Source organism: Alcanivorax sp. 97CO-5 (genome assembly GCF_000524665.1).
Classification (GTDB): domain Bacteria; phylum Pseudomonadota; class Gammaproteobacteria; order Pseudomonadales; family Alcanivoracaceae; genus Alcanivorax; species Alcanivorax borkumensis.
Genome location: NZ_KI965904.1, coordinates 227,572 through 239,480, shown reverse-complemented (window position 1 = coordinate 239,480; position 11,909 = coordinate 227,572). Strand labels below are relative to the sequence as shown.

Genomic DNA, 11,909 nt, shown 5'->3' with positions numbered 1-11,909 from the left:
TCAGATTTGGTCTGAACTAATACAAATTAGCGACCTTCGATTGCTCAGTTATATTTGTTTTTCAATTGCACGCTGTAGCTTTTCAAGTTCATCTAAAATCCCCATGAACTTTTCGCCAAATACAGTAACCTTGTACTCAACTCTAGGAGGTACTTCGTTATAAGAAACGCGCTCAAGAATGCCGAACTCTATATTTCTTTTTAAGCACTGATTAAGCACCTTTGTCGTTAAGCCTTCAACGCTACGGACCATTTCTCCCGGCCTATTAATACCTCTGGCAAGTAATTGGTATACGGTAAGAGACCATTTGCAGCCATAGATTGCCTCAACCATCTGGGCGCTTTTGTGTGGAGCCTCTGTTCTTGAGAATTTTTTTTCTTTATCTTTCATGAAGATATACCCAAAAGTGCCTACCTTACCCAAAGGTGCTTACTTTCTTATTGTCTCAATGATTGTCTAAATTGTCTCTATGAAATAACACCTCTAGGAGATATGACATGAAAAATTCTAGTATTGCTTTGATTATTGGTGGATCCAGTGGCATAGGCCTGGCAACCGCAAAGCAATTAGTCGCTCAGGGTATCAAGACGGTCATTTTGGGAAGAAATGAGGCGAAGCTGAAAGCGGCTAAAGCAGAGCTTGAGACCATTGCTAATAGCGATGCGGTAGAAACAATAAAGGCTAATCTCTATGATCAAAGTGATGTAGATGCCGTTAATAAAAAAATAAACAACGAAGACCGGCACATAAAATACCTTGTAAACGCTGCGGGATATTTTAACCCTAAGCCATTTGTTGAGCACACAGTAGATGACTATGATACTTATTCTGTAGTAAATCGCGCTATTTTTTTTATCAGTCAATCCGTCACAAGGAACATGATCGATAACGGTGGTGGGGCTGTTGTGAATGTTGGTTCTATGTGGGCTAAGCAAGCGATTAAAGCAACACCTTCTTCTGCGTACTCAATGGCTAAAGCTGGTTTGCATGCTTTAACGCAACATATGGCAATGGAACTCGCTGAATACAATATTAGAGTTAACGCCGTCTCTCCTGCGGTGGTAAAAACGCCCATTTATGAAGCATTTATTGACCCCGCGGAAATGGATGATGCCTTAGCAGGATTTAATGACTTTCATCCGATCGGTCGAATAGGGTCACCCGATGATATTGCGAATAGCATTATGTTTCTCTTAAATTCTGGATCCAGCTGGGTAACTGGCGCTATTTGGGATGTAGATGGGGGCGTTATGGCGGGTAGGAACTAAAACATAGGTTAGGCGCGCAACATGACGATACGAATAAATGCAGATTTTTCACAACGCATCGTGGTTCAACCTAGTGACTATCACTGGGTTGAATCCCCGATGCCGGGTGTGCAACGAATGATGCTCGATAGGGTGGGTGGCGAAACTGCACGTGCCACATCGATCGTTCGCTATGAGCCTTTTAGTGAGTTCTCGGCACATATTCATTCCGGTGGAGAAGAGTTTTTTGTGCTTGAAGGCGTGTTCTCTGATGAGCATCAACGCTATGGAAAAGGCAGTTATGTACGCAACCCTATTGGCTCATCACACACCCCTAAAATCGGTAAGGAGGGGGCGACTATTTTCGTTAAATTGCAGCAGTTCGACGAAAAAGATACAGAGCAAAAGGTGATCGATACTCAAACGCAACCATGGTTTCAGGGGCTAGTCGGTGGCCTAAAAGTGATGCCATTGCATGAATTTGAAAGTGAACGCGTCGCTTTGGTGAAGTGGGCGCCAAACACACAATTTACTGCTCATCAGCATTGGGGTGGAGAAGAAATTTTTGTGTTAGAGGGTACTTTCCATGATGAGCATGGACGCTATCCTAAAGGCTCATGGCTACGTAGCCCTCATCTAAGCCGGCATAGTCCCTTCACCAAAGAAGAGGGGGCTTTGATTTACGTAAAGACGGGGCATCTGTAACTATAATGCCGCCAATTTTTCGACTCATTGAAGCGGCGTATGTTTAGCCTGGGTAAAATAATGACACTTTATTGGTTGTTATTTCGCCGATAAATAAACGAGATTTGAGCCGAGAATTTTACTTTCACCGTTTCAGGATAGGATGAATTCCGTGATTCTTCAGTGATCGCTTGAGGGAAAGCTGTAAGGACATTTTGGCGTTGCCAAGCATGGCATTAGCATTAGGCTGGCCTGCGAGGTCTATCGCATCAAGTGAGGTTACCCCGGCGAGCTCAATGTGACCACGGCCCTGAACCGTCAATGTGATCGACGACTACAACCTCGAGGGATTGGGTATTGAGGCCGACTTGTCGCTACCGTCGGTTTGGTTAATATGGCCCCTTGCCCCGGCCATTGAATGGCGCGGTAAGCCCGCTGCCCTTTGCTGTGATAACGGCCCGGAGTACATACCACGGGCCTTGGTAGAGTGGGCAACGGAAAAGCGGATAACGCTGATTTAGTCCAGCCTGGGAAGCCAACACAACGCTTACATTGAACGATTCAATCGCACTGCGCGGCACGAGTGGCTGAATCTTCACGAGTTCACTCGCATCGCTCATGCCCAGCTACTACAGATGAGCTAGACGCTCTACTCATACGGGCGGTTAAAAATAAGGGGATTACACCGGTACGCACCGGTCACTTTTCCATAAATACGAACCGTGGCGCGCCCAATGTTCTGTGAAGAGATATAACGTCCTCACTTCTATTTTGCTGAAGTGAGGACGTTATACGCAGGTTTAGTTTCGATTTGCATTTATCAGTGCAGGAATACCGCTCTGTAGATTGGCTTGTGCCGCCAGAACTTTCTCTTCATCTGAGGCAAAGGTTCTGTCCCATTCGAGAACTTTCGGCGTCATCATCTTGTGCCATAGGGGCGGAATCATGGCGACCACGATGGTGGTGAGATACCCACTGATCATCATTGGTGCTTCCGGAAACGGCTTCAGATCCTGATAAGGTACCTCGCCCTGGGCATGGTGGTGTGAATGACGCGTCAGGTTGAACATGGTCCATGAGCTGATGCGCTTATTGGTGTTCCAAGAATGACGAGGCTGAACCGGTGTTTGTGGATTTCGTACCATGCCGTAGTGTTCCATGTAGTTAACGATTTCCAGCAGGGCCTTGCCCCATAGAGCGGACACAATGAAATAAATCGCGGTACCAACACCCCCCATAGCAAAGGCACAGGCGACCAGGGCAAGACTCATCATGTGTCCTCGAAGCACGGCGTTACGCCACGACCAGACGGATAACCCTTTACGCGAGAGCCGGCGCTTCTCGATTTTCCAGGCGCTGACATTTCCTTTCAATGTCGACGCCAATACATGGAAATAAACATTCCGACCACGCGGAGCAGTGGCAGGGTCTTCTGTTGTAGACACGTAACGGTGGTGGCCATAGACGTGCTCAATGGAGAACACGGTGTCAAAACTGAAGGCCAGCAACCAGCGCCCTATAAACATTGAAACCGGATCCCAGGTGCGATGGGTCAGTTCATGGCCGGGAATGGTGCCTATCATGCCAATCATTAACCCGGTTAATAAAATACCCGCGATGTGATGGCCGAACCCAGTCGCCTCTCTGGCGCCAATTACGTCGTAACCTGTCAGGTCGGTTATCCATGCGCCAAACCCCAGAACATCTGCAGAACTGAAGGTCCATAAGGAGGTAAAGACAATTAGGCACAATAGAGGCAAGGCCATCCACAGCTGGAAGGTCAGGATTTGAGGGTATTTGAATTCGGGAGTATTGGTATCATCTCCGCTTAGGCCATCGCCGATGAGGTAGATTGCAAGTATGGCGGCCAAACCAAGACTGATCCAGTATCCGCCAGCCAATAGAACGACAATAGACAGAAGTCCGATAGCATGAAAAAGAAAGTACTTAAGGTAATGAAGGAGCATCATGGCTAAATCCTCAGCTTTTTTGTTGGTGGTTTAATTCACCTGCTCTGCAGCAACACCCTTGTTTGCGTCGGCGAGTGTGATGAAGCGGTCGGCATGGATATTTTTTCGTTCTATGCCGCCCACGATTAGAAGCCTTTCAGCGGCATCAATCATCGCGGGAGGCCCGCACAGGTAGGCTTCCGCACCCTGCAATTTCAGGGTTGGGATCGTTTCGGTCACAAGTCCTCTGGCGCCCCCCCAGCTGGAGTGTTCATCTTCACTGGAAAGAACCGGAATGAACTCGAACCGTGCGGGCCATTTTTCTTTGATTTCACTAATCTGGTCGAGTGCGTAAAGGTCTGCTTGGGTCTGGGCACCAAACAATAGCGTGACCGAACGTTGGCAGCCTTCATTGAGGGCGTTCCAAAGAATTGCCAAAATCGGCGCCAGCCCGCTTCCTCCGGCAATCAGAATCATGGGCGCATCTGACTGGCGTAGCCAAAAATCCCCGGCTGGGCCATCCAACTGGATCAGTTGGCCAGTCAGGTCTTTTTCGTTAATTTCAACTGAAAACAGGCCTGCGGGTACTTTACGGATAAAGAACGATACGGAGGAATCAGGTTGTACAGGAGCAGCAAAGGAGTAGCTACGCACCACGCCTGGCAGCGAGTCGATGGAGAGGTCAGCATATTGCCCCGCCTTGTAGTTGAGTGCTTCACCAAGCTGAATCTTGAGGTGAGTGATGTCGTGAGTCAGGTGCTCCTGCAATACAACCTTGCCGGCTACCTTCTTACGTTGCGCCTGCGCGCTGAGGTCAACCTCAATGGTGACATCACTCTGGGGAATGCTTTGACAGGCAAGGATATACCCTTGGTCGAGCTCCTCCTCGCTGAGGATATAGCCAATGTCGGTAAGCTCCTTGACCTTCCCGCTGACGAGGCGACATTTACAAGAGGCGCACCCGCCTACCCGGCAGCTATGGGGGAAGTCGATATTTTCTCTTAATGCAGCATGCAAAAGCGTTTCTTTTGGCTGCACTTCCACCCGCTCGCCATTAATCTCAGCGTATCTTACGGTCGGAATACTCTTTTTGTTCTTGAAGAGTGAAAGCATGGGCTACCCTCGTTCGGTGTTTGACTCGATATATGCTACCGGCCACACGTCACCACCGCGGGGTTATTGATTGACGCTTAGGGGTTATTATTTGACTATAATTGGATGAGCCATTCAGATATCACGCTGTCCAATCACTACATCCTTCAGATCATTTCGATCGTTGAAGACTTGGGTGTGCCTACCGCCGCTTGGTTGGAGCACCTTGGGATCAATCCCGACAAATTCGTAAAATCCCAGATTACGATGCCTTGGCTTACTTTCCGGCAATTGGTGTTGGATGCAGGCCGTTTTAGCAATGACAAGGCCTTAGGGCTGATGGTTGGAGAGCGGTTGCTCATCAATACTCACGGTATTGTTGGCTATGCTGCACTGAGTAGCGGATCTGTGCGGCAACTTGTTGATTTGTTGCAGCGCTATCTGGTTCTTCGAACCGACCTGCTCACCGTGGAAACCTCTGAACGAGACGGGGAGTTTAGGCTTAATTTTTTTGAAAACCGCCCCCTGGAAGATGTTCGGCGCCCGATAATAGAGGCCACTGTTTTGGCGATTCGCAACGTTCTGGATTTCACCACCATGGGCACGAGTGAAATCCGCGAAGTTACCTTTCCTTTTGACGGTGATGAAAGGCTGGCCGAAAGTGTGTTTCGCTGCCCCGTTGCTTATAACCGGGATCTGGCTGGTTTTACCCTTCCGTTAGCGGCCATCGACACTCCTCTTAAAATGGCCAATAAGATCAGTTTTCAGGAAGCCCTGAAAGTGTGCCAACAGGAGCTTGATCAGCTATCTACCGAGCAGACTTGGTCGGCCCGGGTGCGTCGGCTAATGTTGCAGAGCCGTCATGGTTTCCCTTCCCTCGAGATGACTGCTCGGCGTTTTCATATCACCCCAAGAACCCTACACCGTCGGCTGGTTGATGAAGGAACCTCTTATCGGGCAGTGCTAGAGGGGGTTCGTCATCAACTTGCCATTCAGTATCTGGAAAGTGGCCAGATGTCCATTCAGGAGATTTCGTTTGCCCTGGGTTACTCCGACATCGCCAATTTCCGTAAAGCATTCAAACGCTGGGAAATGCTTGCCCCCTCTGAATATCTGAATGCTCACCGACAGTAAAGTGCCCTCCTTTGTTTGCCCTTTTTATAGTGTCGTTGGTGTCCTGATTCATTAGACCGCTACTGCTTAGTTGAAACCGAGTGGCTCTGATGAATAAAGACACCGGCTCTAACTCGTCTTTGGGTTACACATCACCGTTTTATTGCTCCCAAACGTGGCGCTTCCCGCTGTGTCTGTGGGGGACGTGCTCTTGGCCTCGATGGGGGGCTGCATGACGATAAATCTCGGTTTGAACATCAGGATCAACGCCGGGATTAACACCAAGGCGGTGAGCGCAGACACGGCCATCCACAGCGCGATTAACAACCCCATTTCCGCTTGGAATCGCAAGGAAGAAAAAGCAAACCAGAACAGCATGCTGGTGATCATGGTCGCCGCGGTAATCAGCACTCCGCGGCCCGCGGTAGCGAGGGCGAATCGGACACTGTCGCGCAGATCACCAGACACCAGATACCGTTCGCGCACACGGTCGACGATGTAAAATCCGTAGTCTACGCCGAGCCCGATGCCGAGTGCTGCCACTGGCAGCGTGTTGATATTGAGGCCAATGCCGTAATGAGCCATGAATGCGAAGGTGCTGAGGTTGGATATCAACACAAGGGGTAGAAAAAACAAGCCCGCTTGAGGTGAGCGGTAGGCGAGGGCACAGAATAGGAAGAGCACCAACAGGGCGAGGGCGATGCTTTGTACTTGAGTCGACAGGATGACCTGATTCACCGCAGCAATGACCCCCACCACGCCTCCGGCAAGCTGATATTGCGCGCCCTCCAGAGGGTGATCGGTGATGTAGTCTTCCAGCCTAGCGATAGTGTTGCGAATGGTGTCGCCGCGTTTGTCTGTCAGCAGAAGATGGATGGCACCGTTACTGTAATCGGTGTCGGCGTAGCGCTCGATGTCACCGGGGTCGGAGCTGGCGAGATAGGTGTAGATCAACTCACTGTTGATCTCTGGCACTTTGCCAATGTCTGCGAACCTTGGATTGCCTTCATGCAGGCTGACGTTCACCTGGCGCACGATATCAGCGATTGAGACATTTGCGGCGACTTCCGGAAAGAGGCCTATCTCCCGCTGAAAATCCGACATGTGTTGCAACACTGCCGGTTGCTTGAGCGTGTCGGGCTCATCGCCTGCCACCGCGACGAACAGGTGGTCTGCGCCGAGGAAGCGCTGGGTAATCGCTGCTGCATCCTGGTTGTATTCCGAGTCCTGCCAAAATACTGTCGAGCCTGGGCTTGCATCCCCGATTTGAATGCCCTGAGCATAGTAAGCGGTGGCCAGCATTAGTAACACGCAAGCACCTAACACGACTGCGGGGCCACGGCGGTGGTTGACCATATCGGCGATTCGGCTCAAGCCACGCTCCATGAGCGCGTTGGTATCCCGGTTATAGACGCGTACTCGTGCCCGCTCCACCGGAGCGTTGACCCAGGACAGCAGTAAGGGAACCAGCGTTAGAACACAAAACAACATGACGCCGATCCAGATGGTGCCGATGAGCGCCACCTTCTGCAAGAAGGGGATGGGGGTGGCGGCAACCACCAGAATTGCCCCCGCATCGGTAGCAAGACCCAGCATACCGGGGCGAAACAGTTTGGAAAGTACGGCGACTGCAGCGGACTCTGGTTCCAGATTGCCTGCCAGTCGTTCCTGTTCGAAGGCAGAGGTGAATTGCACCGCGTGAGAGAGTGCTCGGGCAGAGACTACAAAGCTGATCACGATGGCTAATGGGTTCAAACTGAAACCCAGGAGCGACACAATGCCAAGCGCCCAAATGCCGGACACGAGGGCTGCGGTAAGGGGCAATAACATGCCCCGGTAGGTGCGCATTGCCAGCAACAGCAGCACCGCCACCGCGCCTACAATCGCCAACGAAATACGCATGGTTTCGGGCAGTTTCTGCAGCACCAGGCTATTGATCACGGGCTCTCCCACCACGCGCACCTGCAGCGTTGGGGAGCGGTAGGGCTCGGTGAGTTGCTGCACGTCGTTGGCCAGCGATTCGGTATCGATTAAGTGATCGAAGAAGTCGACGGTGATCAGCGCCGCCGTTAAATCCCGCGAGACATAACGTCCATGCACCAGTGGGTTGCCAATAACCTGGCTACGTAACTCGGCGATCTCCCGCGGCGTGGAGGGCAGGTCGGGCCACATCAGGGGCTGTGACTCGATGCCATAGGTGGAGGCGCGAATGGATTTCAGCTTCTTTGAGGCCAGGGAGGTGATTTGCAGGGGGTTCACCCCTGGTATCTTGCGCAGCCCGTCGGTAATCCCTTTTATGGCCGCGAGCACATCGGGTTCGAACAGGTCTCCTTCGTTGACCTCGAGCATAATGCTGACCAGGTTTTCACTGCCGAAGCCTGCTTTGAATCGATTGTTGGTGTCGATGTAAGAGTGACCGCTTGGCTGCAGGTCCGAGAACTCGGTGCCAATTTCCAGGCGTGTAGCGCTCCACAGGAAACCGATGGTCATCAACACGGTCAATGCCATTAGGATGCGGCGGTGACGAATGCTCCATTGCGCGAATGCGTTTATCATAGTCGGTTTTCCCAAGTAGTTTGGCTATCGCCGTGATATCAGAGAGGAGGTGTCTGGGATCGCGCTAACGATGGCGTCTCCAACCACCAGTAGCTTGTCGCCCGCCGCTTGTATGTCAGTGAACCAGGCTGCGCTCGATCCGGTTTCAAGCCGTTGGGTTTGCGCTAGGCCTGTGGTGGGCTCGGGTAAGTCAATTTGTATGAGCGCGCCGTGCTCGCCGGTGATCCACCAGCGGTTGTCCGCTGTGGCAACGGCGAACCAGTGGAGAGAAGCCGTCGCATCCTGCATCCCAGGCAGTTCAAAAGGTTGCCAGCGACCGTTGAATAGACGTAGCACCGTTCCCTGTAAACCAACCGCCAGGCCTTGGCATGCGTTGTCCAAGCCAATCGAGGTAAGGGTGATATCTGTGGCGCTCGGCATCGTCACCCAGGTGGTTCCAGCGTCGATGGAGGAGAGAATCTGACCGAACTCACCGACGACCATGAGCTGCCTGCCGTGATCACAGCTGCTTACCCCATGCCAGGTGATATCTTCCATCTCCACCATGGCTTCCCAGTGCTTGCCAACGTCAGCACTACGCAAAATGGCACCACCGGCGCCCACGGCCCAGGCCGTGCCGCTAGCATCCAGGTGGACTTGCAGTAGCTTGTTGTTCCACTGAGACTTTGGAACCTCCCTTACGGACGACCAGTTTAGGCCGCCATCCTCGCTGCGGATGATTTGGTTGTCATTGCCAACGGCAATGATTTGCTTGGCATCCCATGCCGCCACCGCCTGCAAGTCGGGGTGCCCATAGCCGCGTTGCACTGTCCAGTTGTCACCTCCGTCGATGGAGTGCAGCACCTTGCCGCCGTCGCCCACCACCCAGGTGTTGCCCTGGACAGCGGTGATGCCGTAGTAGCGATCGGTTGGCACCTGCGCGGGCTGGCTGATGGGCGGAGGGGACACTTTGGGTTGATAAAAGGCCGCAACGGCGAGTAATCCGCTCGTCAGCCCCAAGGACACGCATAACTCGATTAGACGTTGGGTTCGGGAGGTCATGGTCTATTCACTCAGGTAGCTGAGCACAACGCGATTGAAGCGCTCGGGTAGTTCGGTCTGCCAGTGGTGAGCGCCCTGTCCTTCGATAAACAATTGAGCGTTTGCAAACTGGTTGAGAAACAGCAGGGGCACGTCCGGGCCGCCAAACCAGTCGTGCAGACCCCACAGGCAAAGGGTGGGGACGACATTGCGGTGCAAGTCACCGAGCAGCGATTCGGGTTGCCCCATGAAACCGGGAGTGCGGGCGACTTCAAGCAGTTCCGGGTCTGTGCTGTTGGCAAAGCGATCGTTCACCGTCCAGCCAGTGAGCTTGCTGTCATCGTGCATCTCGTAATCGGCCAGTAAACGTCGCATCTTTTCTGGGGTCGGACCTTCGCCCCCGTAGTAGTCGAGGATAATGTTGGCCGCGTGTTTGCTCATCAGTTTCAATGGATCAATAACCCCGCCAAACATCGGCTGGGCGCCCATCAATACCAGTTTATTGACGCGTTCAGGGTGGTCGATCGCCAGTTTGATGGCCGCACAGCCGCCGAAGGACTGACAGACCAGGTGCGCTCGCGGGATGCCGACCAGGTCCATGAATTCAGCGAGCATGCTGGCGTGGAAGCTGTACATCGGCGCCTCAACCACTAACTTGCTGGATTGGCCGTAGCCGGGCATGTTGTAAAAGAAACACTGGTACTGTTCCAGGAACGCCGGTGCGTTGTAGTAGAAGTTGCCGAAGCTGGTGGCTCCGGGGCCACCACCGTGGAGGAAAATCAGCGGCTCGCCAGTACCCGCGCTTTGGTAGTGCAGCTGGTAGCCGGCTTCGGTAGTAACAAATTGGTCCTCAAGCTCAAGTGGTTCCATGCGTGACTCCTGCTGAAGAGTTGGAGTGTGGATACGAGTAACTATTGGTACTGCTGGGTGATTTCGATGGGGCGGCTACAGGTGTCGATGGCGCTACGGATCAGCACCTGAATCAAGCGGTAGCAATCGTCCAGGTGTACCCGATTCATCGGCAAGCTATCTTCCGGGTCCGGCTCCTGATGGCGGAAGGGCACGCCCAGGCGGGCTGCCGGAACGCCCCATTGGCGGATGACCGACAGATCGGTGTAACCACTCATATTCAGGAAGGGTTCGTGCGGGGTTTGCTCCACGTCTTCCCAGGCTCGGATCATCGATTGAATGATCCAGTTATCCGGCGAAGTGGTGGCCCCGGGAATCGCAAGGGTTGCCTCAAGCTCTGTGACCACGTCGGGGTGTTGCTGAGATAGCTCGGTCAACATGGCTTGTAATTCGCGTTTTACTTGTACCGGATCGGTGCGGGGGCTGGGTCTGATATCCACGTGCAATACCACATCGGCGGTGGTGATGATGGGCTTGTGTGGCCATCCACCCTCAATGGCGGAAATGCCTCCCTGGGGGGCGACCAGCCCTGACGTGTGCCGGGCAGTGTAGGTGGGAAACCAGGCTTCAAGGGCTTCGATGACCTTGGCCACCTGTGGGAAGGGGTTTTGATCCTGCGGCATCATATGGCGCACGCCAACGTAGCCCATGGCGCCTTTGACACGGATGGTGAAGTTGCAAATACCGACCTCTTCCCAGGCGACCGCGTACACCGGTTTGCACATGACGCAGTAGTCAGGCCGATAGCCACGCTGCAACATAAACATAACCCCGGCGCCGTGGCCGATATTGCGGCGACTGAATCCCGGTCTGGACAGCGCGGTCATGCCGCCCGCGCCCAACCCGACGGTGAGTTCGCCGGGTAATTCCAAGCCCGCCTTGGCGATGCAGGTGGCGGCGGTGGTCACACAGGCGGCGTAGGCTTTGGGGTTTTCTGCACCGAGCCCGCTGATCTCATCGCCTTCAAGGCGGGCTTGTGGGCGCAGCATGCTGGGCAAGGGCTGTCCTGCCCAGCGCTCCTCTTCGTCGGAGCCACCGAGGTGGGTATCAAAGGAGGCATACAGTAGAAGTTCCGGCCCTTGTTTGCTGCGAGAGGGCAGTTTCCCAATGGCATTCGCCTGTTGGTCGTCCAAGTATTGGGTTTGCCCCTGGAGGCCGTTGGCCGTCATATGGTCGGCCATGTAGCGGGCCAGCTCGGCTTCTTCCCCGGTGGGGCTTGGGATGTTAACCATGTCCATGAGGAGCTGTTTGAATTGCTCGCGATCGAATTGGGATTCGGCGGCGTGCACCATGTCTTGATACCCCTCTACGGGGGCCGGTGGCTGTTGTTGGCTCATGG

The 11,909-nt window shown here is 53.2% G+C and carries 10 protein-coding genes and 1 pseudogene; 4 read left to right on the top strand and 7 right to left on the bottom strand.

The window, feature by feature from the left end:
* Nucleotides 1–48: 48 nt before the first annotated feature.
* The gene (locus tag Y017_RS11660; protein ID WP_035460989.1) at nucleotides 49–390 is read right to left on the bottom strand and encodes a helix-turn-helix domain-containing protein; all 342 of its coding nucleotides are present in this window, start codon (nucleotides 388–390) and stop codon (nucleotides 49–51) included.
* A gap of 107 nt (nucleotides 391–497) precedes the next feature.
* On the opposite strand from Y017_RS11660, the gene Y017_RS11655 reads away from it, so the two are divergent.
* The 3 genes and pseudogenes from Y017_RS11655 to Y017_RS15090 form a co-directional block, all read left to right on the top strand.
* On the top strand, nucleotides 498–1,268 hold the full coding sequence (locus Y017_RS11655) for an SDR family NAD(P)-dependent oxidoreductase (RefSeq protein WP_035460943.1): 771 nt from the start codon (nucleotides 498–500) through the stop codon (nucleotides 1,266–1,268).
* A 21-nt stretch (nucleotides 1,269–1,289) separates the two neighbouring features.
* Complete coding sequence (locus Y017_RS11650; protein WP_035460938.1) at nucleotides 1,290–1,952, top strand: cupin domain-containing protein; 663 nt, start codon at nucleotides 1,290–1,292, stop codon at nucleotides 1,950–1,952.
* Nucleotides 1,953–2,245: 293 nt separating this feature from the next.
* Nucleotides 2,246–2,563, top strand: a pseudogene (locus tag Y017_RS15090) (integrase core domain-containing protein); the annotation flags it as partial.
* Nucleotides 2,564–2,731: 168 nt separating this feature from the next.
* Here Y017_RS15090 and Y017_RS11645 read toward each other — a convergent pair.
* Nucleotides 2,732–3,901, bottom strand: a complete 1,170-nt coding sequence (locus Y017_RS11645; protein ID WP_035460937.1) for an alkane 1-monooxygenase — start codon at nucleotides 3,899–3,901, stop codon at nucleotides 2,732–2,734.
* A 30-nt stretch (nucleotides 3,902–3,931) separates the two neighbouring features.
* Nucleotides 3,932–4,993 (bottom strand): 2Fe-2S iron-sulfur cluster binding domain-containing protein, encoded by a 1,062-nt coding sequence (locus Y017_RS11640; protein WP_035460936.1) that lies wholly within the window; start codon nucleotides 4,991–4,993, stop codon nucleotides 3,932–3,934.
* A gap of 105 nt (nucleotides 4,994–5,098) precedes the next feature.
* On the opposite strand from Y017_RS11640, the gene Y017_RS11635 reads away from it, so the two are divergent.
* The gene (locus Y017_RS11635) at nucleotides 5,099–6,106 is read left to right on the top strand and encodes an AraC family transcriptional regulator (RefSeq protein WP_035460934.1); all 1,008 of its coding nucleotides are present in this window, start codon (nucleotides 5,099–5,101) and stop codon (nucleotides 6,104–6,106) included.
* 108 nt (nucleotides 6,107–6,214) lie between these two features.
* Here Y017_RS11635 and Y017_RS11630 read toward each other — a convergent pair whose 3' ends face one another.
* The 4 genes from Y017_RS11630 to Y017_RS11615 are packed head-to-tail and all read right to left on the bottom strand — an operon-like array spanning nucleotide 6,215 to nucleotide 11,907.
* Complete coding sequence (locus Y017_RS11630) at nucleotides 6,215–8,641, bottom strand: RND family transporter (RefSeq protein ID WP_035460932.1); 2,427 nt, start codon at nucleotides 8,639–8,641, stop codon at nucleotides 6,215–6,217.
* 24 nt (nucleotides 8,642–8,665) lie between these two features.
* Nucleotides 8,666–9,682: a hypothetical protein gene (locus Y017_RS11625; protein WP_011587952.1), complete on the bottom strand. Its 1,017-nt coding sequence runs from the start codon at nucleotides 9,680–9,682 to the stop codon at nucleotides 8,666–8,668.
* A gap of 3 nt (nucleotides 9,683–9,685) precedes the next feature.
* Nucleotides 9,686–10,531 carry an alpha/beta fold hydrolase gene (locus Y017_RS11620; protein WP_035460931.1) on the bottom strand — a complete coding sequence of 282 codons (846 nt, stop codon included), beginning with the start codon at nucleotides 10,529–10,531 and terminating at the stop codon, nucleotides 9,686–9,688.
* Nucleotides 10,532–10,572: 41 nt separating this feature from the next.
* The gene (locus Y017_RS11615) at nucleotides 10,573–11,907 is read right to left on the bottom strand and encodes a M20 family metallopeptidase (RefSeq protein WP_011587954.1); all 1,335 of its coding nucleotides are present in this window, start codon (nucleotides 11,905–11,907) and stop codon (nucleotides 10,573–10,575) included.
* Between the last annotated feature and the right edge of the window lie 2 nt (nucleotides 11,908–11,909).

What these genes read in the sequence shown, in the direction of transcription:
- Y017_RS11660 (WP_035460989.1), bottom strand. Translation starts at nt 390, where the DNA reads ATGAAAGATAAAGAAAAAAAATTCTCAAGAACAGAGGCTCCACACAAA.
- Y017_RS11655 (WP_035460943.1), top strand. Translation starts at nt 498, where the DNA reads ATGAAAAATTCTAGTATTGCTTTGATTATTGGTGGATCCAGTGGCATA.
- Y017_RS11650 (WP_035460938.1), top strand. Translation starts at nt 1,290, where the DNA reads ATGACGATACGAATAAATGCAGATTTTTCACAACGCATCGTGGTTCAA.
- Y017_RS11645 (WP_035460937.1), bottom strand. Translation starts at nt 3,901, where the DNA reads ATGATGCTCCTTCATTACCTTAAGTACTTTCTTTTTCATGCTATCGGA.
- Y017_RS11640 (WP_035460936.1), bottom strand. Translation starts at nt 4,993, where the DNA reads ATGCTTTCACTCTTCAAGAACAAAAAGAGTATTCCGACCGTAAGATAC.
- Y017_RS11635 (WP_035460934.1), top strand. Translation starts at nt 5,099, where the DNA reads ATGAGCCATTCAGATATCACGCTGTCCAATCACTACATCCTTCAGATC.
- Y017_RS11630 (WP_035460932.1), bottom strand. Translation starts at nt 8,641, where the DNA reads ATGATAAACGCATTCGCGCAATGGAGCATTCGTCACCGCCGCATCCTA.
- Y017_RS11625 (WP_011587952.1), bottom strand. Translation starts at nt 9,682, where the DNA reads ATGACCTCCCGAACCCAACGTCTAATCGAGTTATGCGTGTCCTTGGGG.
- Y017_RS11620 (WP_035460931.1), bottom strand. Translation starts at nt 10,531, where the DNA reads ATGGAACCACTTGAGCTTGAGGACCAATTTGTTACTACCGAAGCCGGC.
- Y017_RS11615 (WP_011587954.1), bottom strand. Translation starts at nt 11,907, where the DNA reads ATGAGCCAACAACAGCCACCGGCCCCCGTAGAGGGGTATCAAGACATG.